This is a genomic window from Protofrankia sp. Cr2, assembly GCF_963555885.1.
Lineage (GTDB): Bacteria > Actinomycetota > Actinomycetes > Frankiales > Frankiaceae > Protofrankia.
Map to the genome: position 1 here is coordinate 31,888 of NZ_CAUVXG010000009.1, position 23,695 is coordinate 55,582.

Annotated in this window: 14 protein-coding genes; 10 read left to right on the forward strand and 4 right to left on the reverse strand. The window is 68.1% G+C overall.

What is annotated here, in order from left to right; genetic code table 11:
* Positions 1 to 431 precede the first annotated feature (431 nt).
* Positions 432 to 1,754 carry an Ig-like domain-containing protein gene (locus U9978_RS06910; RefSeq protein ID WP_416210874.1) on the forward strand — a complete coding sequence of 441 codons (1,323 nt, stop codon included), beginning with the start codon at positions 432 to 434 and terminating at the stop codon, positions 1,752 to 1,754.
* Between the two features lie 85 nt (positions 1,755 to 1,839).
* Positions 1,840 to 5,676, forward strand: coding sequence for an ABC transporter ATP-binding protein (locus U9978_RS06915; protein ID WP_322760215.1), 3,837 nt, complete (start codon positions 1,840 to 1,842; stop codon positions 5,674 to 5,676).
* A gap of 21 nt (positions 5,677 to 5,697) precedes the next feature.
* On the opposite strand, the gene U9978_RS06920 is transcribed toward U9978_RS06915, so the two are convergent.
* Positions 5,698 to 6,606, reverse strand: coding sequence for a TetR/AcrR family transcriptional regulator (locus U9978_RS06920; protein WP_322760216.1), 909 nt, complete (start codon positions 6,604 to 6,606; stop codon positions 5,698 to 5,700).
* Between the two features lie 157 nt (positions 6,607 to 6,763).
* On the opposite strand from U9978_RS06920, the gene U9978_RS06925 reads away from it, so the two are divergent.
* The 6 genes from U9978_RS06925 (at position 6,764) to bfr (ending at position 12,623) form a co-directional block, all read left to right on the forward strand.
* The gene (locus U9978_RS06925; protein ID WP_322760217.1) at positions 6,764 to 7,681 is read left to right on the forward strand and encodes a phosphatase PAP2 family protein; all 918 of its coding nucleotides are present in this window, start codon (positions 6,764 to 6,766) and stop codon (positions 7,679 to 7,681) included.
* A 136-nt stretch (positions 7,682 to 7,817) separates the two neighbouring features.
* Complete coding sequence (locus tag U9978_RS06930) at positions 7,818 to 8,930, forward strand: OmpA family protein (RefSeq protein WP_322760218.1); 1,113 nt, start codon at positions 7,818 to 7,820, stop codon at positions 8,928 to 8,930.
* A 143-nt stretch (positions 8,931 to 9,073) separates the two neighbouring features.
* Positions 9,074 to 10,999 carry a PhoX family phosphatase gene (locus tag U9978_RS06935; RefSeq protein WP_322760219.1) on the forward strand — a complete coding sequence of 642 codons (1,926 nt, stop codon included), beginning with the start codon at positions 9,074 to 9,076 and terminating at the stop codon, positions 10,997 to 10,999.
* 296 nt (positions 11,000 to 11,295) lie between these two features.
* A complete protein-coding gene (locus U9978_RS06940) occupies positions 11,296 to 11,745 on the forward strand; it encodes a bacteriocin (protein WP_322760220.1) in 450 nt (149 codons plus the stop codon).
* Between the two features lie 249 nt (positions 11,746 to 11,994).
* Positions 11,995 to 12,135 carry a (2Fe-2S)-binding protein gene (locus U9978_RS06945; protein WP_322760279.1) on the forward strand — a complete coding sequence of 47 codons (141 nt, stop codon included), beginning with the start codon at positions 11,995 to 11,997 and terminating at the stop codon, positions 12,133 to 12,135.
* Positions 12,136 to 12,152: 17 nt separating this feature from the next.
* Complete coding sequence (gene bfr / locus U9978_RS06950; protein ID WP_322760221.1) at positions 12,153 to 12,623, forward strand: bacterioferritin; 471 nt, start codon at positions 12,153 to 12,155, stop codon at positions 12,621 to 12,623.
* Positions 12,624 to 12,654: 31 nt separating this feature from the next.
* On the opposite strand, the gene U9978_RS06955 is transcribed toward bfr, so the two are convergent.
* A complete protein-coding gene (locus tag U9978_RS06955) occupies positions 12,655 to 13,836 on the reverse strand; it encodes a glycerate kinase (RefSeq protein ID WP_322760222.1) in 1,182 nt (393 codons plus the stop codon).
* Positions 13,837 to 14,175: 339 nt separating this feature from the next.
* Here U9978_RS06955 and U9978_RS06960 point away from each other — a divergent pair, with 339 nt between their 5' ends.
* On the forward strand, positions 14,176 to 16,458 hold the full coding sequence (locus U9978_RS06960; RefSeq protein ID WP_322760223.1) for a putative bifunctional diguanylate cyclase/phosphodiesterase: 2,283 nt from the start codon (positions 14,176 to 14,178) through the stop codon (positions 16,456 to 16,458).
* 252 nt (positions 16,459 to 16,710) lie between these two features.
* Here the strand turns inward: U9978_RS06960 and U9978_RS06965 are convergent, their stop codons facing one another.
* Positions 16,711 to 20,040 carry a DUF2232 domain-containing protein gene (locus U9978_RS06965; protein ID WP_322760224.1) on the reverse strand — a complete coding sequence of 1,110 codons (3,330 nt, stop codon included), beginning with the start codon at positions 20,038 to 20,040 and terminating at the stop codon, positions 16,711 to 16,713.
* A gap of 132 nt (positions 20,041 to 20,172) precedes the next feature.
* A complete protein-coding gene (locus U9978_RS06970; RefSeq protein WP_322760225.1) occupies positions 20,173 to 20,811 on the reverse strand; it encodes a hypothetical protein in 639 nt (212 codons plus the stop codon).
* A gap of 298 nt (positions 20,812 to 21,109) precedes the next feature.
* Between U9978_RS06970 and U9978_RS06975 the strand changes: the two genes are divergently transcribed.
* On the forward strand, positions 21,110 to 23,686 hold the full coding sequence (locus U9978_RS06975; RefSeq protein ID WP_322760226.1) for a sensor histidine kinase KdpD: 2,577 nt from the start codon (positions 21,110 to 21,112) through the stop codon (positions 23,684 to 23,686).
* The last annotated feature ends 9 nt before the right edge of the window (positions 23,687 to 23,695 follow it).

Below are 23,695 nucleotides of genomic sequence, written 5' to 3' on the forward strand. Positions count from 1 at the left end.
GGGGCATCGGACAGTGAACCGGGGGATTGCCGGGTGGTCTACGCCGGCGGCATCCTCCCGCGCGTCTGGTATCGGGCGGTCGTACCGGGCGTCGGTGATGGAACGGGCGCGCCCGAACGCTGCGCGACGCTACCGGTACTCCTATTCGGGTGACCGGTCCGTGTCGTTGATTCGGGGAACCGCCTGGCGGGCACGGCTCTGGACGCCGGCCGGACGCAACTTCTGGGAGGCGGCGCGCGTCGGACGGGACGACAGGGGAGGGGCAATGGATCACAGCCAAGCAGCACTACTCTCTGTATTCGAGTGTTCTACGAATGGTTGTGGTCGTCCGATTGACACTGGCTATTTTAATGATCGACAGGTCGTTTGTCGGTATGGCTGGGTACGGTCCGGCTGTGAATGAGGGGACGTCACTCAAGAGGTGTCGGTCGATGATGTGGGCGCACCCGGTACCGCGCATATTCGGATCACGTGGACCGTTGCTGTCGAGCGTCATCGCGACGGTGCTTGTCGGGACCGCGGTCCTGTCGTGTTCTCCTCGGGCTGCGGACAAGCCGGTGACCGGCGCACCGGCACCGGCGACGCCGACCGCGGCGGCACCGCTGGTCGTCATCACTCCCGCGGACGGTGCCGAGGGCGTGCCGGTCACCGGCACCGTAGTTGTACACAGCAATGCTCCGCTACAGTCTGTGACCGCAATCCGGAACGCCAGCAAGTCCCAGGAAACCGCCGCGGGAGTTCTGCGGGGGCAGCTTTCCGCGGACGCCATGACCTGGACGTCCAGTGACGGGCTGTTCGCCGACACGCGGTACCAGGTGACCGCGCAGACCTCAGCGGCCCCGGGTATATCGGGCACAACGGTCGCCGGCGCGATTTTCACCACGGTGAATCCGGCGAATTCCCTCAAGGTCTCGTGGGGACCGGTCAACGGGCAGACCGTCGGGATAGGTACGCCGATCACGCTGACTTTCAGCGCGCCGGTCGCAGACCGTGCCGCCGTGCAGCGACGCCTCATGGTCACCGCGAATCCACCGGTCAACGGTGCCTGGAACTGGGCCTCGAACACGGTCGTGCGCTGGCGCCCGCAACAGTATTGGAAGGCGGGTACCCGCGTTCACGTCGAGGCGAACCTCGCGGGCTTCGACGCCGGTGGCAACCGTTTCGGGGTGAAGGACCGGGCCATGGATTTCATCATCGGGCCGGCTCAGGTCAGTTATGTCGATGCGGCGACCCACACCATGAAGGTGTACCGGGACGGCGTCCTGCAACGGAGCCTTCCGGTAAGTCTCGGCAGGCCGACGCTGCCGACCATGAACGGTCCACACAATGTCATCGGCACTGCGGCGACGGTCATTATGGACTCCGCGACCGTCGGAATTCCCAAGGGCGATCCGGACTACTACTACGAGACCGTGCAGTGGAACGTGCAGTTCACCAGCGGTGGCGAGTATGTGCACTCGGCGCCGTGGTCGGTAGCGTCCCAGGGGGAGGACAACGTCTCGCACGGCTGCATCAACGCCTCCCCGGCGGACGCTGAGTGGTTCTATCGGTTCAGCCGGTTGGGTGACATCGTCGACGTGCGGAACTCCGGCCGTCCACCGGACACTTCGCAGTTGGGCAATGAGTGGTCGATCTCCTGGGAGCGGTGGAGCGCGGGCAGTGCCCTGCCGCTCACCGATACGCAAAGTGCCGGGCAGACGCAGGCCGATCGTGCCGCCGGCGTCGGGGCCAGCCCGCCGGCGGTCCGCTCCTGATACCCATCGATGCCACCGGTGGCGGCGCCCCGCCGATGATGCACTGGTAACACCGTCGGTAACCGGGACGCGATGATCTCCTGGGATGGTTGAGGACGGTTGTCCAGACCACTCATCCCGGGAGGTTCGCGCGAACAGCACCCGATCCGATCCCGGCGGTACCACGCCGTCGGGGTCAGCCGGCGCCCCGGCGTCCCGCCAACGCTGGCTGCGCCGGTTGACCGGGCACGTCCTGCGGTACCGGCGCAACGTCGTCTTGGCGTTCGGCGCTGCGGTGTTCGGTACCGCCATCGCCGCGGTCACGCCGTTGATCGAACGCGCGGTGATCGACAATGTCGTGGTGGCGCGTCGGCAACCGCTCGCGCCCTACGTCATCGCGCTGCTCGCAGCCGGGGTGCTGCGGTTTGCCGCCGGGTTCGTCCGTCGCTATGTCGGCGGACGCCTGGCCCTCGACGTTCAGTACGATCTGCGGGACGCGGTGTTCGCCGCGCTCGCGCGTCTGGACGGAGTCCGCCAGGACAGGCTCCGGACCGGCCAGATCGTCAGCCGGGCCGGCTCTGATGTCACCGTCGTCCAGGGCCTGCTGGCATTTCTGCCGCTGATGAGCGGGAATCTCCTGCTTTTCGTGCTCGCCATCATGATCATGATGGTGCTCTCCCCGCTGCTGACACTGCTCGCGCTCGCGGTCGGGCCGCTAGTTATGATCATCGGGATGCGGGCCCGGCGGACCGTCTTTCCGGCGACCTGGGTGGCCCAGCAGCAGGCCGGCGAGGTCGCCGCAGTGGTGGAGGAAACCACCGCGGGTGTGCGGGTGGTCAAGGGTTTCGGGCAGGAGGAGCGGGAGCTGGCCAGGCTGGCCGCGGCTGCCCGCACCCTGTTCTCGCTGCGGATGCGCGCGGTCCGTTTCACCAGCCGGTACACCAGCGCGCTGGCGGCGATGCCGGCTCTCGGGCAGGTCGGGGTGCTGGCGCTGGGCGGCTGGCTGGCGTTGCGGGGCCGTATCAGCCTCGGCACCTTCCTGGCATTCAGTACCTATCTCGGCGAGCTGGTCGCACCGACCCGGATGCTGGCCGGCCTGCTGACCGTCGGCCAGCAGGCCCGAGCCAGCGCGATCCGTGTCTTCGAGGTCATCGACACTCACCCCGTCATCACCGAACGGTCGCAGGCACAGCGGCTCGCTCGGGCTCGGGGAAGTATCGAGCTCGACAACGTCACATTCGGCTACCGCCGGGATCGCCCGGTGCTCGACGGGGTGAGCCTGCGGCTCGAACCGGGCGAGACCCTTGCACTCGTCGGCGCGTCCGGTTCGGGCAAGTCGACGGTGGCCGCGTTGCTGTCCCGCAGCTACGACCCGGACACCGGCACAGTGCGCCTGGACGGCCACGACATCCGGGCGCTGACCCTGAGATCCTTGCGGGCGCAGATCGCGATGGTATTCGAAGACAGCTTTCTGTTCTCCGACTCGGTTCGTGCCAACATCAGCTACGGACGTCCGGACGCGGATGACGCCTCGATTGTGGCCGCGGCCCGGGCAGCCCGGGCGGACGGCTTTATCCGCGATCTCACCGACGGCTACGACACGGTCGTCGGTGAGCAGGGGCTCACGCTCTCCGGCGGGCAGCGCCAGCGGATCGCGCTGGCCCGCGCCCTGCTGATCGACGCGCCCATCCTGGTCCTGGACGACGCGACGTCCGCGGTCGACGTCCGGGTCGAGGCCGAGATCCATGCCGCGTTGCGAGAGATCATGCGTGGCAGGACCACGCTTCTGATCGCCCACCGTCGATCCACTCTGCAGTTGGCCGATCGCATTGCGGTGCTCGACGCCGGGCGCCTGGTCGACGTCGGCACCGACGAGGAACTCTCGGCTCGTTGCGCGCCCTACACCGTGCTGGTGGGCGGCCAGGTTCGCGGCCCGGCGGCGACTGCACCTGCGCCCCGGCAGGCACCCGTCGCCATGTCTCCGCCGGCGCCGGCTGGCGGGCGCGGTGGCGCCATGTGGTCCGCTCCGCTCGGGCGGTGGTCGCCCGCGATATCGACCGGCGGCCGGCGCCGCGGTGTCGGGGCCGCGGCCGGGGCCGGGGACGCACCCGCCACCCCTGAGCTGCTCGCGCGCGTCGAGGCGCTGCCGCCGGCGACCGAGCCGGTCGGTGTGCGCACAGCTGACGCCGCTGTCGGTGACTCTGCGTTCTCGTTGCGTCATCTTCTGGGTGGGGCGCACGCACTGCTCGCCCTGGGTCTACTGCTCGTGGTGGTGGACGCGGGGGCGGGTCTCGCCCTGCCAGCCCTGGTGCGGCACGGGGTGGACGCGGGCGTGTCGCGGACCGCGGGAGCAGTACTGATCATGACGTCCGCGGTGGCGCTCGCCGTCGTGCTCACGGCCTGGGTCGCGCAGGTCTTCCAGATTCAGGTGACCGGACGGTTGGGTGAGCGTCTGCTGTTCATCCTGCGGGTGAAGACATTCGCCCAGCTGCAACGCCTCGGCCTGGACTACTACGAACGTGAGCTCTCGGGTCGGATCATGACCCGGATGACCACGGACGTCGACGCACTGTCGACGTTTCTACAGACCGGACTGACGACCGCCGTGGTCAGCGTGCTGTCGTTCGTCGGTGTGGGGTTGGCGTTGGTGGTCCTCAACGCCCGGCTGGCCCTGGTCGTGCTGCCGATGGTGCCGGTCGGCGTCGTCATCACGATGCTTTTCCGGACACGGGCGTCGGCGGCTTACGTCGAGTCACGAGAGCGGGTCAGCGCGGTCAACGCCGCGTTGCAGGAGAACCTCGCCGGCATCCGGGTCGTACAGGCATTCCGCCGCGAGGAGCGCAACCTGGCTGACTTCCGTGGTCTCGCACAGCGTTACCGGGAGTCACGGCTACGGGCGCAGCGCCTCATCGCGATGTATTTCCCGTTCATGGAGTTCTGCTCGGAGCTGGCGGCCGCGCTCGTTCTCGGCGCCGGCGCCGGGCTCGTCGCGTCCGGGTCGCTGACCACCGGCGGGCTCATCGCCTACCTGCTCTACATCGGCCTGTTCTTCTCCCCGATCCAGCAGCTGTCGCAGGTGTTCGACGGCTACCAGCAGGCCAAGGTGGGTCTGCGTCGGTTGTCGGATCTGCTGCGCACACCCACCTCCACCCCGGCCTGGCCCGATCCGGTACCGGTCGGTCGGCTTGCGGGCGGGATCGAGTTGGACGGTGTGCGGTTCCAGTACGCCGGCGCCGAGCGTCCCGCGCTGGACGGGGTGAACCTTCGGGTGGCCGCCGGGGAGACCGTCGCACTGGTGGGCGAGACCGGAGCCGGCAAATCGACGGTCGTCAAGCTGGTCGCGCGTTACTACGACGCCACCGGGGGTGTGGTCCGCATCGACGGTACCGACGTGACGCGGCTCGACCTGGTCGGCTACCGCCATCGGCTGGGAGTCGTCCCGCAGGAGCCGTTCCTGTTCGCCGGGACGGTCCGCGACACGATCGCCTACGCCCGCCCGGCGGCCACCGACGCCGAGGTGGAGGCTGCGGCACGTGCCGTCGGGGCGCATGCAATGATCACTTGTTTGCCCGGTGGTTATCTGAATCCGGTCGGCGAGCGCGGCCGGGGCCTGTCCGCCGGGCAGCGCCAGCTGCTCGCGCTCGCCCGGGCCGAGCTCGCCGACCCTGACATCCTGCTTCTCGACGAGGCAACCGCCTCGCTGGACCTGGCCAGCGAGGCTGCGGTCACCGAGGCGACCGACCGGGTCGCGCGGCGACGGACCACCCTCGTGGTGGCCCATCGGCTGACCACTGCTGCTCGCGCGGACCGGGTGGTGGTGATGGACGCCGGCCGGATCGTCGAGCAGGGTCCGCATGCTCAGTTGATACGCGCCGACGGTAGGTACGCGCGGATGTGGGCGCAGTTCAGCGGCGAGAGTGCACCAGCAGGTCACCTGCTATGATTCGAACGTAGGTTCGATATGTTATCCAGGTGTCTCGATGATGGCCTTGATATTGATGGTCTTGATACTGGTGGTCTTGATACTGGTGGTTTTGACACCGGCGGGCATGACAACGAGAGGCATGACTATGTCGTCCACAACGTCGACTATGTAACTGTGGTCCACAGATTCACCCGAGATGAGGTGTCGGCCGAACAGCAGGGATGGTCCGATTTCGTTGACCAGCGGCCATGGAGCACCACAGCGGACATCGCCGCGCGCGATGGCTCGTTCGGCGATGGTCATCTGGACGGCCCGGCGCTGGTGAAGGAGGACTGTGCGCAGGGCTACGGCGAGATCGGGATGTCGGGTGAGCTCGCCGACAAGGGTCGCGGTCACCGCACCCTGGCGTCCGCGAAGTACGTTGGCGAATTCATGCAGCAGCAGGAGCTGGTCTTCGCGAAAACTTCCAGTGTCCGGGTCGGTGACGGAGCAGTGCTCGAGACGCCACACTGTGTCGATTACCAGGTCGAGCTTGCAGGACCACCGGCGGTAGAGCGTGGCCTTGCCCGCCCGTGCCCGTGCCGCTACAAGATCCATTGTCAACGTGCCGTAGCCGTATTCGGCGAGCAGTTCGACCACGGCGGTGTGGATCGCGTCCGCCAGGACCTCGCCGCGTCGCCGTGGGATGGCCGGTGTATGCGGCGACCGGCGGCGGCCACCGGCCGCAGGGGTGAAACCCGTTGCAGGAAGGGGGAGGGATGTTGATTCACAGTCGATGGATGTGGTCGCGGACGTCGGCTGAGCCGCGGAGGACATCACCGCGGACGCCGTGGCGGACAGCGTCACGGACATCCTGGCCGACGGCGTGGCGGCGAATGTCGACTCCTCGCCGCCAGCGGGTATGGGACGTGCCGCATCGGGCGGCACGCCGACTATCGGGTGCGTCATCGCTACCCCCGGGAACGATCCGTTGTCGGTACTGCAGCTGGTGACGCAAAGGTACTTGACTGAACACGTTGAGCGAAAGGTGGGGTGTCTGGGTAGGCAGGAGAAGGTCGAAAACAGGCACACCGGGGGGCTCAGGTCGAATCCGGGGAGGTCACGGGTGATCCGCTTGCGCCGCAGGTCGGACGGACTGCCGGTGTTGTGGATAGAAGCCGTTATGATCATCGGCTTCTACTACACCTACACGGCTACTCGCGCGGTGGCGGACGGATCCGAGCGGGATGCGCTCGCGGTCGGGTGGGATCTCCTACGCATCCAGGCGGACCTCCATCTCAACGTCGAGGGTGGGCTGAACCACTGGCTCCAGGGCATCCCCGTGCTCGCGGTGGCGAGCTGTTACTACTATGCGACCCTGCACTTCATCGTGACGCCCGCCATCCTCGTGTGGCTCTACCGCAAACGTCCCGGCCACTACCTGCGGGCTCGCTGGACGATTCTGTGCGCGACCGTGATCAGCCTTGTCGGGTTCATCCTCCTGCCGACAGCCCCCCCACGGCTGTTGCCCGGTGCTGGGTTCGTCGACACCATGGCGTCGTTCCACGACTGGGGTTGGTGGGGTGGCGGCACCAGCGCGGCGCCCCGGGGGCTGGCAGGTCTTGCCAACCAGTTCGCGGCCATGCCATCCCTGCACTGCGCGTGGGCGCTGTGGTCCGGCTGGTGCGTCGCCAGGTTCGCCCGCCGCCGTTGGGTCAGGACGCTCGCCGTCATCTACCCGGGCACAACGGCATTCGTGGTGATGGCCACCGCCAACCACTACGTGCTCGATGTCGTCGCCGGGTGGATGGTGCTCGGGCTCGGAGCCTTGCTGGCAGCGGTCGTGATCCGCGTGGCGCACCGGCGAGGGTGTCGTGACGGCCTCGTGGACCCGGTCGACCAGCGTGTCGAGCCCCAGCGTGTCGAGTCCGAGCGTGTCGAGCCCCAGGCCCGGCCGGCCGCGATCGTCGGTGCGGCCGCGGCGCACCCGCCCGCATCGACCGACGTCCACCGGATACGGCATGGACCGACCCGGTGTATGTGACAGGCGTCCCGATGTGCGACAGTTGACCCGCGGCGGGGTTGTTCGCCGTACTTTTCTGGTCCGTTGGGTCGCCCGAAGGCATCGTGGTGGCGCGTCCTGACGGTATGCCAGCAGATTCCGCGCGGAGACCATTTCGATGTCCTTGGCCCAACTGGCTGCGGTGCGGCGGCCTCGTCCCGTCGTGTTCGCGGTGTCTCTTGTCGTCGCCTGGCTGCTGCTCGCGCTGCTTGCGTTCGGCCTGCGGCGTGGGCCGATCGAAAACGAGCTGTCCAGGCGGGCGGCCTCGGCGGTCCGCTCCAGCGGCCAAGCCGGAGCGGATGTGACCTTCGACGGCCGGGATGCGACCGTGCATGGGACGTTCCCCAGCGTTGCAGCTGCCGAATCGGCCCGCCAGGCCGTCGCGCACATGTCCGGCGCGCGGTCAGCCACGCTGGCCGGTGATGTTCGGATCGTGCCGGTGCCGGTGCCGGGTGTCGTTGCGAAGCCGTTGGTGATTGTCGTCGACGGCGGATCGCTTACCGTCACCGCTACGGTACCTGACCGTGATGCACGGGAGCGGCTTCTCGGTGCGGCAGCCGCAGCGAGTTCCGGCACGTTGACAGGGCAGGTCGCGGTTGACCCCGAGGCGGCCGCACCACCGGTGCGGGCACTCGGGGACCTGGTCCGATCGCTGACCGCGGTGACGGGCGAACATCAGGCGACGATCATCGGCTCTACGGTGGTCGTCGAGGGAACGGTGGTCGATGCCGACGAGCGCGCGAGGCTGGGCTCCGCGGTGCTCGCCGCGGCGCGCACCGCACAGCCGGCGATCTCCCTGGACAACCGGCTGACCGTACGACCGGCAGCCCCAGCTCCCGCCCCGCCGGGCGACGCCGTGGTCGATCGCACCGCCCCGGCCGATCGTCTTCCCGGCGCCGTGGCCTCGGGCCGGGTCACCTTCGCGACCGACAGCGCGGAGCTCACCGACGTCGATCGTGCCCATCTCGACCAGATCGCGGCGGTGCTGCGTGACGGTACCCGCAGAGTTCTGGTGGCTGGTCACACCGACGCACAGGGTTCCCTGCCGATCAACGAGGCCCTGTCGCTGGCACGGGCATACTCCGCGGCCTCCTATCTGGCGAGTCACGGAGTGCCGGAGGGGCAGCTGCGGACTGCCGGGTTCGCCGCCGATTATCCGGTGGCGACCAATGACACCGACGCCGGCCGCGCCGCCAACCGCAGGGTGGAGATCTCCTCACTCGCTCCTTAGAGCGACCACTAAGCGTTGGGACTGGGTTCATCACCGGTTTGTGTGCCTGCCGTCCAGTTCAGCCATGGGCAGATTAACGTCGCATCCGCTCACAGGGGGACCGGCGACGAACGGACCGTCGTCGGGATCGAAGCGGAGGAAGCGTGCGCGACACCGATGACATCGGATCCAACCCAACGGACAATCCCGCTCTGTCGGACCTGATAGCTGCCCGTTTCAGCCGGCGGGCGGCACTTGGCGGCGGCCTTGCCGCGGCCACGGTGGGTTTCCTCGGCGGCGGCGTGCTTACTGCCGCCGCGGCCGAGGCGGGTTCGGCGGGTTCTGACCGGGACAAGGGCAAGCCACATCAGCTACTGGGCTTCGCCGAGGTGCCCACGAGCACGGCTGACACAGTTGTGGTGCCGGAGGGTTACACCTACGACGTCCTGATTCCGTGGGGCACGCCGTTGCTGAGCTCCGGACCGGCATGGAAGAAGGATGGCTCCAATACTGCTGCCGAGCAGGCCCAGCAGGTGGGAATGCATCACGACGGTATGCATTTCTTCCCGCAGGGCGGTGGTTGGGACGGCCCCCGCCGTGGGTTGCTCGTGGTGAACCACGAGTATATCGACCAGGTCCTGCTCAATCCGGACGGGGCGACGCCGATGACCGCTGAGAAGGTGGCCAAAGCTCTTGCTGCCCACGGCGTCACCGTCATCCAGATCCGGTTGGAGAACGGCAAGTGGAGCCCGGTCGACTCGCGCTACAACCGCCGGATCACCGGTGCCACTCCGGTGGCCTTCTCCGGGCCGGTCTCACTGAAGCATCCCGAGCTGACGTCGAACAACCCGCCACTGGGCACGTTGAACAACTGCGCCCACGGAGTCACGCCGTGGGGTACCTACCTCGCGTGTGAGGAGAACTGGAACGGTTACTTCGGTACCGATGACGCGTCATGGACGCCGACGGTACTGGAGAGCCGGTACGGGGTCACCCGCGCCGGCTTTGGTTACAACTGGCACAAGGCTGACGCCCGTTTCGACCTCGCGGTCAACCGCAAGGAGCTGAACCGGTTCGGCTGGGTCGTCGAGATCGACCCGTTCAACCCACGCTCGACACCGGTCAAGCGCACCGCGCTCGGCCGTATCAAGCACGAGGGCGCGACCGTCACCGAGCACAACGGACGGGTCGTTGTCTACACCGGTGACGACGAGAATCGGGAATATCTCTACAAGTTCGTCGGTACCTCGTCATGGAAGCGGTTGCTTTCCCAGGGCAAGAGCCCGCTCGACCACGGTACGCTCTACGTTGCCCAGTTCAACGGGGACGGCTCCGGTACGTGGCTGCCGGTGGTATGGGGCAGCGGCCCCCTCACCACCGCGGGCGGCTGGGCGGATCAGGCCGACGTCCTCATCCGGGCTCGCCAGGCAGCCGACGCCCTCGGTGCGACGAAGCTGGACCGTCCGGAGTGGGTCGCGGTGCACCCGCACACCAAGGATGTCTTCGTCACGCTGACGAACGGCAGCGCCGGCCCCACCCCGGTCAACCCCCGGGCCACCAACATCTACGGCCATATCCTTCGCTTCCGCGAGACGGGCCACGACAACACCGCGACGACGTTCTCCTGGGATATCTTCGCGTTCGCCGGTGACCCGGCCTACCAGCCCGAGGGGCAGTTCGTGCCCGAGACGCAGCCGCTGTTCGGTTCGCCTGACGGGCTCTGGGTCGACCCCGACGGTCGTCTGTGGATCGAGACGGACATCTCCAACAGCTCGCAGAACCTCGCGTCCCGCAAGTACGACCGGATCGGCAACAACGCACTGCTCGCCGCCGATCCGTCGACCGGTGAGATCCGCCGGTTCCTCACCGGCCCCCGCGGCTGTGAGATCACCGGCCTCATCACCACGCCCGACCAGGAGACGATGTTCGTCAACATCCAACACCCGGGTGAGGCGACGACCGCGTGGGGGTCGCCGACGGTTGACAATCCGCGTGCTGTGAGTAACTGGCCGGAGTTCGACCCGACCGGTCGCCCTCGGGCCGCGACCGTCGTCATCCGCAAGATCGACGGTGGCAAGATCGGCACGTGACCCGGTGGGCGCGATTGACGCCTGATCTCGCCCGCAGTCTCTGGTAGCCGGTTTCTGACAGTGGCCCCGACGTCGACGACGCCGGGGCCACTGTCAGCGTTGGAGCTTCCCCTGGGTGAACTCGCTGTTCGGAATGGGGTCGTTACGGTTGGTGGTATCGCAACGTGGTATGTACAGCGAGTGGCTGACACGAGCATGGGGCTGCACGAGCAGTCCGGGATGCTGCATCCGGCGCCGATCGGCTCCGGGCGCGGTGACGGGTCGTTGGGCATCGGCAGCTTGCGGGGCGTGACCGGGTGAATCATCTGCTGCGTGACCACGCTCCGCTCACCGAGGCGTCCTGGTCGATGATCGACCGGGAGGCGCGGGCGAGGCTCACCACGAACCTTGCCGCCCGCAAGCTGGTCGATTTCTCCGGCCCGCACGGCTGGGACACGTCGGCGACCACGCTGGGGCGGGTCACGACCCTTGCCACGACGCCGGTAGAAGGCGTCGTGGCCCGGCTACGGCGGGTACTGCCCCTGGTTGAACTGCGGACGTCCTTCACGCTGGAATGCGGGGAGCTGGCCGATGTCGACCGGGGCGCCGACGATGTGGACCTCGGTGCGCTCGACCTCGAGTCCGGCCAGGATCTTTCGGTCGGGTATGCCGGCCGTACCCTGGACACGATCCACCTCTACGTCGAGGAGAGCGTCAGCTTCCGGGTCACCGAGCCGGATGCGGCAGTGGTGTTGCGGGCACTGTGATCCGGGTGACGGCGAGGCGGTACGTCGACCTGCTTGTTTTTGATCTTTCTGTGTGAGACTCTCCTGTCTGGGCACTATTAGGGAAGCTTTAGCTAAGTAGCGAGGGCTGAGTAGCGAGCGTTCCCGTTGATCATTCCAGCTGTGTGGAACCTCCGCTGGGTGACGCGGTGAACAGCTCCTGAATGGGCGTGGTGAGGTGCGGTGCTGGTCTGTTCATGTTTTGCTGTAAACGATCGGACGTTGCGCGGCGTGATCGAGTCGGGCGCTCGCGACACGGGTGATGTGGGTGACCTCTGCGCCGCAGGTACCGGGTGTGGTGGCTGCCTCGACGAGATCGAGGAGTTGCTGACCGATCATCGCCGTGTCCGTCCGGTCGTCCCGTCGGGCTGACACAGCGGAGGTTTCAAGTGAGGGGCGACCCGGAAATCGTCGAACTGCTCAATCGCGTCCTCACCAATGAGTTGACAGCCGTCAATCAGTACTTCCTGCACTCGCGGATGCAGCTCAACTGGGGCTACCACCGGTTGGGCACGCACACCTATGACGAGTCGATCGATGAGATGCGCCACGCTGACACCTTGGTGCGCCGGGTGCTCTACCTCGGCGGGCTCCCGAATCTCCAGCGGCTGAACACGTTGCGCGTCGGTGAGACCGTCGTCGAGCAACTGAACTCCGACCGGACCCACGAGATCGAGGCATGCGGCCTGCTGCGCGAGGGGATCGTCCTGACCCGTTCCCGTGACGATGTCGGCTCGGCCGTCCTCCTGGAGGGAATCCTCGTCTCCGAGGAGGAGCACATCGACTGGCTGGACGCCCAGATCGAGCTACTCGCCCAGGTCGGGGAGGCGCACTACCTCTCGCAGCAGATCCACGACTGACCGGTGGTGGGCGCTGGGGCGCTACCTGTGCTCAGGACAGCATGCTGCGGACGGCTTCGGCTGTTGTGCGCCGTAGTCTCCGGGCCGCTTCGGCCCGGCCGACCAACGCCGGCACCCCCACCGTCTCGGCGGTGCCGGCGAGGGTGGCCATCGGGTGGACGGTGAAGACGGCGGTGAAGCCGGCATCCCGCCAGACACCCGGGTCGAGGTCTACCCGTCCGCAGACCGCGATGACCGCGACACCGGCCGCCTGGGCCCGGCTCGCGACGACCGCTGGAGCCTTGCCCCGCAGGGTCGACGCGTCCAACGCGCCCTCGCCGGTGATCATAAGGCGGGCGCCGTCCAAGGCTGCGTCGAAGTCGACGAGATCGAGGAGCAGCTCTGCGCCCGGCCGTACCTGCGCGCCGAAGAAGGCCATTGCGCCGAATCCGAGACCGCCGGCTGCGCCTGCGCCCGCGGTGAGCATCGCATCCCTTGCCGGGATGCCCGCGACATCCCCAGGCTGCGCGTCGAGTCGGTTGGCGAGTGTGCGCAGCCCCTCTTCGAGGACGGCGACGTCGGCTGGTCCCGCGCCCTTCTGCGGGCCGAAGACCGCCGCCGCACCGTGCGGCCCGAGCAGCGGACTGTCAACGTCAGCCGCGAGGGTGATCTCGGCGTGGGCGAGCCGTGGATCCAGACCGCTGACATCGATCGTATGAAGATCACATAGGGCGGCGCCACCGGGCGGCAGGGGCCGGCCTGCCCGGTCCAGGAATCTGACACCCAGCGCGGAGGCCATCCCGGCGCCCCCGTCGGTCGTCGCGCTTCCGCCCGCTCCGAGCAGTAGCCGTCGGGCTCCGGCGTCCAGTGCGGCGCGCACCAGCTCACCGGTACCGACAGTGGACGCCACCAGCGGCGCGAGCCGTCCCCGTGGCATGAGCCGCAGGCCGGATGCCTCCGCCATCTCCAGCACCGCGGCATCGTCTCGAATCGCGAACGCTGCGCGCACCGCGGTTCCCAGCGGCCCGGACACGGTGGCCTCATGACGGGTGAAGCCCGCGGCAAGAGCCGCGGCCACGGTTCCGTCGCCGCCGTCGGCCACCGGCCGCATGACGATGTCCGCGTGCTGGTAGGTGTCACCGACCCCGTCAGCCATGGCGTGTGCCGCCTCGTTCGCGGTCAGCGTGCCTTTGAAAGCGTTGGGCGCGACGACGATTCGAGTGGACGTGGGCATGCCCGCATAATCCCGTTACGACGTGCGGCCGGTGCATCCGGCACAGCTGAACCTATCGCTGAACCGACAGCGGGTCCCATCGGTGGGTCCCATCGGTGGGTCCCACAGGTGGACGGACCTCGACCGGAGTGGCTGTGAAACCCCACTGGACGGGCCATGGCGAGGCGGGTGCCATCACCGGATGCGGCTGTGAATATTCACCGGACACGCCCTAACGTTCTGTGCTCACCCGACTGCCGCTACACTCAGCCTTCGATCGGGAAGTAGCGTGATGAGCCGGGATGTGCACGGGGCTGACATGCGCGAGGAGGTCCGTTGGTCGCGAGCGTGGTCGGCTTGGTGGCTGACGTAGTGTCCGCCGGACTGCTGGTGGTGACGTCCGACAGTCGTGTGGTCTGGGCTAACCGGGCACTGTTCGCCCTTGTGACGGGCGGTGCGATGGTGCATGAGGAGAGTGCGACACCGGATCCGACCGGCCTCGGCGTGTTCGTGCGTACCAACACCGGTTTCGACGACATGGTTGCCGCCCGACTAGCCGTCGCTGAGGCCGGACTGCCGTTGGCGGGACTCGTCCCGGACGGGGAGCCGCGCGAAGCCAGGTGGCACGCGCCCGACGGCACCACCCGGTGGCTGGAGATCCGTTGCCGCGCGCTGGCCGACGGCGACGCGGGCCGGGACTGGACGGCCGGTACCGGGGGCTACGTTCTCTATGAGATCGTCGACAATACCGTGCGTCACAATGAAGAGGATCTCGCACAGCTGCGCCAACGGTGGCTCCGTCGTGTCGAGACGATCGCCCGGACGGGCATCTGGGAGTGGGACCTGGTCACCAACGAGGTGGAGTGGTCCGACGAGCTTCTTGCGATGTTCGGCTACCCCACGGATACCTATCTCGACTACGACACTTATCGGTCGCTGATGCACCCGGACGATGTACCGCGGATCGAAGCGGCTCTGGAGCAGGCGATCGCCGAGGTCAGTCCATTTGAATTCACTCACCGTATGTACCTGGCCGACCGAGTTACCGAGTGTGTGCTCGAATGCCACGGCGATGTCCTCACCGATCACGCAGGCACACCAATCCGGATCATGGGTACGGCCCATGACGTCACCGAACTGATCCGGCTACGCCGGGATCTCGTCCACCTCACGACGCACGACCCGCTCACCGGGCTGTGCAACCGCCAGGCGATGACGAAGCTCCTGTCCGAACGCATCGCAGGCGTCGAACGCATCGAGGGCATCCCTGGCATCGACACCGCGTCGAACGGGACGGCGCCGGCCGGGACGGCGTCGAACAGGACTGCGTCGAACGGGACGGCGTCGGCCGGGACGGCGTCGAACAGGACTGCGTCGAACGGGACGGCGTCGGCCGGGACGGCGTCGAACAGGACTGCGCCGGCCGGGACCCTGCTGCTCGTCGACGTGGACGATTTCAAGGACATCAACGACATGCGCGGCCATGCCGTCGGCGACGCGGTGATGGGGGCTCTCGCCCAGCTGCTGGCCAAGACCCTGCCCGGTGCGGTTCTCGGGCGGCTCGGCGGCGACGAGTTCGCCGTTGTCCTGGAGTCCGACAACGGCCCGGACGGACTCGGCGTCGCCAACGCCCTGTGCGAGAAGGTCGCCCGGCATACGATCATCGTCGATGGCGTGCCAAGTCGTATCACCGTCAGTATCGGCGTTGTTTCGCTGCCATCCGCGGCCGACAGCGACATGGCACTGGCTCGGGCGCACCTTGCGTTGGGCGAAGCCAAGGAAGCCGGACGCGGCTGTGCGCGGCTGTTCACCCCGGAGCGTTATGAACACGTTGCCCGGCGGGTCTCGGTGGTACAACGGGTGCGCGACGCGCTTGACGGGGGTCTGATGGCGTTGGACGCGCAGCCCGTCGTGGACCTGTCATCCCGCCAGGTACAGGGATACGAGCTGCTGGTGCGACTTCGTGACGGTCGGCAACCGGACCTGGCACCGGCCGAATTCATGGGCGCACTCGCCCACAGCGATCTCATGCTGAGCCTGGACCGCTGGGTGCTGGCGCAGGCGGTGGCGGCGCTCGCCTCCGCCACTGCTCGCCGGGAGCGGCTTCGCCTGCACATGAACATCTCCAGCCAGTCCGTCGCGGACCCCGAATTCGGGCAGTTCGTCCTCTCGGCGCTGCGTGCGGCCCGGGTCGATCCATCTCAGCTCGGCCTGGAGATCCCCGAGATCGTCGCGGTGACCAGCCTGGACGCGGCACGGCGTCTCGCTGAGACCCTCACCGACGCGGGATGCCGGTTCACCCTGGATGACTTCGGCGCGGGCGTGGGCTCGTTCGTCTACCTGCGCAACCTGCCATTCACCAATGTGAAGATCGACGGCGATTTCCTGCGCCACGTGGATACGTCACCGGCCGACACCGTCCTGGTGGACGCCGTGGTGCGGGTTGCGCGCTGCCTGGGTATGTACACCATTGCCGAGAACGTCGATCGTGAACCGCTGGCGCTGGCACTTCGTGATCTTGGAGTGGACTATGCGCAGGGGTTCCTCACCGGCCGCCCCCGTCCGCTGACGGACCTGCTTGCCGAAGGGTCGGACGTGGATCCCGAGACGCGCGAAGTCAGCCTCAACGGTTTTCTCGGTTAGAGCGACCGGCAATAGGGGTGTGGATGAAGGAGCGGGGCTGGGGCGCGTAGATCGCGAGGCGGAGGAGGGAGGCACCGGAGGTTGTGGGTGTCGACCGACGACAACGATGCGAGGTGCGTGCCCCAGCCCCGCGACGCCGCGTCCCCTATTGCCGGTCGCTCTTAGGGCGTGCCTGATGGATGTTGGTCGATGCGGACGATGATCCATCAGGCACGCCCTAGAGCGTCCGGTAACGATCGTCTGGAGCCGGTTTCAGATCAGTAGTGCAGCGGTGAACAGTCCTGCCACGGCCGCGAGCGCGGCGACGTCTGCGCGTCGGGGCCTCGCAGGCTGGTGCGAGACCGCGCCGAAGCCGCCCCGGGCGGTGATCGCGTCGGTCATCTCCGCGGCCCGTCGTAGGCACGTGACTATCGCGGTGCACAGCAGCTCGGTCGCGCATCGCGCGTGGCGGGCCAACGCCGCCGGCCGGCGCGGCCAGGCCGATCCTTCGACCGTACGTAGTCGGCGAACTGCGAGCAGTGTACGAATCTCGTCAACCAGTAGAGGCAGGCAGCGGATAGCCAGCGCCACCGTCGCCACCCATTCGTCGACTGGCAGCCGCAGCCTGCGTAGCGGCGTCATCAGCCGGTCCAAGGCGGGCGCGACATCCGACAGCGGCGTCGTCCACCCGAGCAGCGCGGCCGTGGCGAACATGGTCATGGAGACCGACGTCAGGCGCAGCCATTCCATGAGACCGCCGAGTGACAACTGCACTCCCGCGACCGCCATGAACGGTGCCTCGCGTGACTGCATGGTGAGCGCGGCGCCGATCAGGAGGCCGTACCAGAACCAACGGGGCAGCCTCGGTGCCGCGCCCGGCGGGATCCGGGCGACCACCAGGCACACCCCGACGAATCCCGCGACCAGACCGATTACCGGCCACGACGGTCGCAGTGCGATGAGTATTCCGAGCGCGGCCATCATGATCAATTTTGTGCCCGCCCAGAGCCGGTGCACCGGGCTGGTGCCGGGGATGTAGCGCAGGAGGTTGGGTTCGGTTCGGCGGGCACGCGCAGCCGAACGCCGCCGGGTCAACCGATGCGGGTGCCGGGACGTGGCGGGCACGGGGACGTCGGGCTCCGATGGCTCCGATGGGGATGGGGATGGGGATGGGGATGGCGATGGGGATGGCGGTTGCCCCTGGGATGCAGCCACGGTGACCGGAGCCGGCGCCGGCGCCGGAGCCGGAGCCGATAGCGGCAGCGGTGGGACGTGGGGACCTGCGGTGCCGATGATCCCCGAGCGCTGCGCACGAGCGGTGAGCGGTGCGCGGCGAGGCTGGGGGAGCGTGTGGGAACCGATGCGGGCGGTGGCCGCAGGGCCGGCTGTCGGTACGCACCGTGGCCGATCACCGTGGAAGGGGCCGTCGTGGACCACCCGTCCGGCGTCCAGGACGAGCATCCGGTCTATCACCTCGGCCAGACCTTCGAAGTCGTGGGATACCACGACCAGCGTCAGCCCGGTGCGGATGCGAAGGTCCGCGAGCACCCTGATGAGGGTGTGTCTCGACGGGGTGTCGAGCCCCGCCAGCGGTTCGTCGAGGATCATCAGGCGGGGTCGGCGGGCGATGAGTCCGGCGAGCGCGGCGCGGCGCATCTGCCCGCCGGAGAGGTTCTCCACCCGTCGGTCCCGAAACAGCGCAGGGTCCAGGCCGACCGCGGCCAGCGCATCGTCGGCGGCGGCGGCGCTCACCCCGGCTGCGGCGCGTACGTCAGCACCCACGGTAGGCGCCAGCAGCTGAAGCCGGGAGTGTTGAACGGCCAGTCCGATCTCGCCGGGGCATGCGGTCAGCGGGCGACCGGACATGCGGGCGTCGCCTTCCGACGGACTGAGCAGACCGGCGAGGACGGCCGCGAGCGTCGATTTTCCCGATCCGTTGCGACCACCGATTATGATCGATTCGCCGCTGTCGAGCTGGAAGGATACGTCGGTCAGCGCTCGGTGTGCCCATGGTGATCGGGATGAGTAAACCTGCCCGACACCGTCGAGACACACCAGCGGGGACGTCCCGGCGGTCACGATCGCACCCGGCGGGCCTGCCGGTCGGCGCGGGTTCGGGCACGGATCGGCCGGTGCACAGCGCAGCGGGCTGTGTCGCGAGCCGTCCGCCGGTGTCATTCGGCCGCTGTCGAGCATGATGCGACGATGTGCCCGCATCGCCTCGGCACGGCGGTGGGTCACGTGCACGACCGCGACCCCCTCCTCGTCGGGAAGGCGTGCCAGCAGTTCGGTGAGCTGCTGGCGGCCGTCAGCATCCACCATGGCGGTGGACTCGTCGGAGACGAGCAGACTCGGTGCCCGCGCGAGTGCGGCGGCGACCGCCAGCCGTTGCAGCTGTCCGCCCGACAACGTCGCGGTTTCGTGGTCCGCGAGCTGGGCGAGCCCGACCTTTGCCAGCAGCGCCTCGACATCGACCGCCTGGCCACCGTCGGCCAGGCCCCACACGATGTCGTCGCGGACACGCACACCCAGCACCTGTGACTCCGGCCGCTGGAAAATCATGGACGTGCCGCCGGGTCGGCCCAGCGCGCAGTCACCGGGCCGCAGTACCCGTCCGCTGGTAGGGCTCCAGCCACCGATGATGCGGGCGAGGGTGGACTTCCCGGATCCGTTGGCGCCCAGGATCGCCACGAACTCGGCCGGCCAGATGGTGAGTGACACGTCGTGGACGGCGTCCCGTGACGCGCCGGGATAACGGTAGGCCACCGATTCCAGCCGGAGGGGAAGGGGCCGGGTCTGCGGACAGGGCTGTGCATGAGGGTGTGCCTGCCAGCGGTCTGGCCGCTGTGAACGGGCGTGCGGATCCGGCTGCCCTGGCGCAGACCGCCGTCCGGCGGGGAACCACGCCGGGGGGTTGGGATGATCGGTCCGCGCCGATGGCGCGCCGGCGGCGAGGTGGCGCAGCACCGGACGGGTCAGCACAGCGGTGGCGAGCACGTTCACCGCCGTGTTCGCCAGCAGCGCGGTCGGTAGGAGCGCCCACCAGTGCGTCGCGCCCCAGTGGACGACCGAGTCGGCAGCCGCCAGGCCGGGGTTGTCCGGCGCCATCCCGAGCCGCGCGATGCTGGTCCGGGCACCGTCCCAGCTGTTGACGATCTCGGCGAGGACCAGTGTGCGCAGCTCGGTGAGAACGCCGAACATCGCGTCCATGACCAGTGCGACCGGCACCCACAGCACACCGACGCTCGCAGCCGCCGTGCGTAGGAGACCCCACCTTCGACGGTGGGCCGTGCCCAGCAGCGTTCCGGTCATCATGCAGGAGGTGATGGTGATGGCGAACCCGGTGCCGCCGATGAGGACGGCGACGGCGATGGCGGCGACGATCGCCGCGATCCCCGCCCGCAGCCGCCAGCGCGCAGCCAGCACCGCAGCCGGAACCGCCGCCGGAACCGTGAGCAACCAGCCGAGCGGAAGGAAACGTGCCACCAGACAGATCGCGATCACCAGGTCGACGAGAACCGCGGCCTCGACGATCTCCAATGCGCGCAGGCGACGACCGGCCACGACCGCGGCGGGTATCTCCGTCCGTTTCGCTACCGTCACTCGCCACTCCCAGTCGCCGCCACACCGGACATCCAACTGTCGCATGGCCGCGGCACGGTGTCTGAGCCACCCACACCGATCACATCCCGGCGCCCGAGGGCAGCGCCGGTGCAACGGTCCGGTCCGGTCAACTCAGCTCAGCGGGCGGAAGGACGCGGGCTGGATGGCGGGCGGCTCGCTGGTGTACGCGGCGAGTGTGCGGGCCAGGTCAGTCGGGTCGACACCGATGGCATGCATGTTGCGGGCGAGGTCGGCCATGACCGACAGCGCGTGGTACAGCAGCACTTCAGCGATTCCGGACGGCTGGCAGATCGCCAGCCGGAATGCGTGCGCGGCGTCGGCGTCCCCGGTCAGCGCGGCCAGCGCGCCGATGCGGACCCGTTGGCTGAGCGATTCCCAGACACCCTCGCAGTGCGGTGCCTCGGCGCTGCGCCAGACCCCGCGGTAGGTCAACGACCGGATGACCGTGTGTGGCTGTTCACCGGTTCGCAGATGCAGCGTCACCGCCCACATCGCCAACAGCCAGCTCAGTGACCGCAGGAGTCTCGCGGGGTCGGCTGTGAGCCGTCCCGCCAGTGCTTCCTCGGCCTCTCCTCGTGTGGATGTCTCCGCCCAGGCCTGGACTAGGCGTTCGGATTCCACGATGTCGGCGATATCCAACTCGGGCGTACACGGTCGCGCGACCGCGGCGGCCCGGTGGGACGCGGTGTCGACCAGTGCGAGTGCGCCGGCATCGTGCAGTGTCTGCCAGGCAAGTCCTGCTTGCGGCATGCCCGCTACGGTAATGGCCTGTTCGTCGTCTGAGTCCCGCTATTGCGCAGATCACTGACCTTCTCCGCCACATCGGCCCGTTCGCCGGTTGCGGCTCCGGAGGGTGTCTGCGGCGTGTGGACTGTGCGTCATGCGTTGAGTTGTGATTCCAGTGTGAATGTGTGCCTGGAAACGACCACGCTGTGCAAACAGCCACGTTGTGCAAACAACCACGTTGTGCAAACGACCATGCTGCGCATATGACCACGCTGTGCATACGTCAGCCGTCCCTCGCGGCGAGCACTGCTGATGGCGCACGATGGGTGCCGTGACTCGAGGAACCTTGCGTGTCTACCTCGGTGCCGCGCCAGGTGTCGGTAAGACCTACGCGGCTCTGGACGAGGCGCACCGGCGCCACGATCGGGGAACCGACGTGGTCGTCGGTTTCGTGGAGACCCACGGCCGGCCGAAGACGGCGGCGTTGCTGGCAGGGCTGGAGGTCGTCCCGCGAAAGGAGATCTCCTACCGGGACGCGGTGTTCACCGAGATGGATGTCGACGCTGTCCTTGCCCGCAGGCCCGCGGTCGCCCTCGTCGACGAGCTCGCCCACACCAACGTCCCCGGCGGTCGCAACGCCAAGCGCTGGCAGGACGTCCACGAGCTCCTTGACGCTGGTATAGACGTCATCTCGAACGTGAACATCCAGCACATGGATTCACTCAACGATGTGGTTGAGACGATCACCGGCGTGGCCCAGCGGGAGACCGTGCCCGATGACGTCGTCCGAGATGCAGACCAGGTGGAGCTGGTCGACATGGCCCCGGAGGCGCTGCGCCGTCGGATGGCGCACGGCAACATCTACGCTCCGGAGAAGATCGACGCCGCACTGTCGAACTATTTCCGGGTCGGCAATCTGACCGCGTTACGTGAGATAGCATTGCTGTGGGTAGCTGACAAGGTGGACGAGCAGCTCGACCGGTACCGGGCCGAACATGGCATAGCCGGGACCTGGGAAACCCGTGAACGTGTGGTCGTCGCTCTTACCGGCGGGCCCGAGGGGGACACCCTGATCCGCCGAGCCGCCCGGATCGCAGACCGCAGCAAGGGTTCTGATCTGCTCGCCATCCACGTCGCCCGATCGGACGGTCTGACCGGCGCGAACCCGCAGGCACTGGCCCGGCAGCGGGCGCTGGTGGAGAGCCTGGGAGGTACCTACCACCAGGTGATCGGCGAGGATGTCCCCACCGCGCTGCTCGACTTCGCCCGCGCGGAGAACGCGACCCAGTTGGTGCTCGGTGCCAGCCGACGCGGCCGACTCGCCCAGATGTTCAGCCCCGGTATCGGGGTCACCACGACCAAGTTGTCCGGGTCGATCGACGTCCACATGGTCACCCATGAGGAGATCGGGAGGGCATGGCGGTTGCCACGGCTCGCGCACGGCCTGACGCCGCGGCGCCGGCTGGTGGCGACCGCGTTGGCGGTGGGCATCCTGCCACTGCTCACCGTGGTCCTGGCGAACTCACGTGGGTCGCTCAACCTCACGACCGACGCTCTGGCCTACCTACTGGCGGCGGTGATCGTCGCGCTGGTCGGCGGGTTCTGGCCCGCTCTGCTCGCCGCCGTCGCGAGTTCTCTGTTGCTGAATTACTACTTCACGGCGCCCGTGCATCGCTGGACAATCGCCGAACGTAACAACACTTTCGCGCTGGTCGCGTTCGTGCTCGTCGGGATCATGGTTAGCCGGGTTGTGGACCTCGCCGCACGCCGGTACGCCCAAGCGGCGCGGGCCTCCGCCGAGGCTGCGACCCTGTCCGTACTCGCCGGCAGCGTCCTGCGCGGCGAGCATGCATTGCCGGCGCTCCTCGAACGGGTGCGGGAGACGTTCGGGATGACAGCCGCCACCCTCCTGGAACGCTCCGAGCAGCATTCCGGTGCCGGCCGTGACAGCGGGAGTGCCCGCGAGTGGCGGGTCGTCCACAGCATCGGGACTGACCCGTGCACCCGCCCCGATGACGGTGACGTCGACGTTCCCGTCGGAGACAATCTTGCTCTGGTGCTGCGTGGACGGCCACTGCCCGCCGCGGATCGCCGGATACTGGCCGCGTTCGCGGCCCAGGCCGCACTCGCGCTGGAACAGCGCCGCCTCACCGAAGCCGCGGCCGAGGCCGGCCCGCTGGCTGAAGCCGACCGGGTACGAACAGCCCTTCTCACCGCGGTTAGTCACGATCTGCGCACACCACTGGCCTCGGCCAAAGCCGCCATCTCCGGGCTGCGCGGGCGGGACATCAGCTGGACCGAGGACGAACAGGCGGAGCTGCTCGCTACCGCCGATGAGTCCATGGACAAGCTCACCCGGCTTGTCGACAATCTCCTTGACATGAGCCGGCTGCAGGCCGGCGCGCTCAGTGTCTTCCCTCGGTCGATCGGCCTCGACGACGTCATCCCACACGCCCTCGACGAACTCGGCCCGCCCGCTCGCAGCGTTGCGGTCCAGGTGCCCGACGACCTGCCCGACATCCATGCCGACGCCGCGCTCCTTGAGCGGGTGCTGGTCAACCTCGTCTCCAACGCGCTACGCCACTCCCCCGAGGGGACCCATCCGGTCATCACCGCGAGCGCTCTCGCCGATCGGGTCGAGATTCGCGTCATCGACCGCGGGCCGGGCATCCCAGCGGAGAACCGTGACCAGGTCTTCCAACCCTTCCAGCGTCTCGGTGACCGGGACAACACGACAGGCGTGGGCCTGGGCCTCGCGCTGTCTCGTGGCCTGACCGAGGCCATGGGTGGTTCGCTGGCCACGGACGACACCCCCGGCGGCGGGCTCACGATGGTCGTGTCGCTGCCCGCCGCATGGTCTGTCCAGCAGCCGGTTCCCGCTGTCACCTCCGGCGGCTGAGCGCCGAGC

Excerpts from the sequence above, each read along its gene's own strand:
- U9978_RS06970 (WP_322760225.1), bottom strand. The coding sequence starts at position 20,811 with ATGCCGCAAGCAGGACTTGCCTGGCAGACACTGCACGATGCCGGCGCA.
- U9978_RS06930 (WP_322760218.1), top strand. The coding sequence starts at position 7,818 with ATGTCCTTGGCCCAACTGGCTGCGGTGCGGCGGCCTCGTCCCGTCGTG.
- U9978_RS06915 (WP_322760215.1), top strand. The coding sequence starts at position 1,840 with ATGGTTGAGGACGGTTGTCCAGACCACTCATCCCGGGAGGTTCGCGCG.
- U9978_RS06910 (WP_416210874.1), top strand. The coding sequence starts at position 432 with ATGATGTGGGCGCACCCGGTACCGCGCATATTCGGATCACGTGGACCG.
- U9978_RS06920 (WP_322760216.1), bottom strand. The coding sequence starts at position 6,606 with ATGACGCACCCGATAGTCGGCGTGCCGCCCGATGCGGCACGTCCCATA.
- U9978_RS06955 (WP_322760222.1), bottom strand. The coding sequence starts at position 13,836 with ATGCCCACGTCCACTCGAATCGTCGTCGCGCCCAACGCTTTCAAAGGC.
- U9978_RS06975 (WP_322760226.1), top strand. The coding sequence starts at position 21,110 with ATGGGTGCCGTGACTCGAGGAACCTTGCGTGTCTACCTCGGTGCCGCG.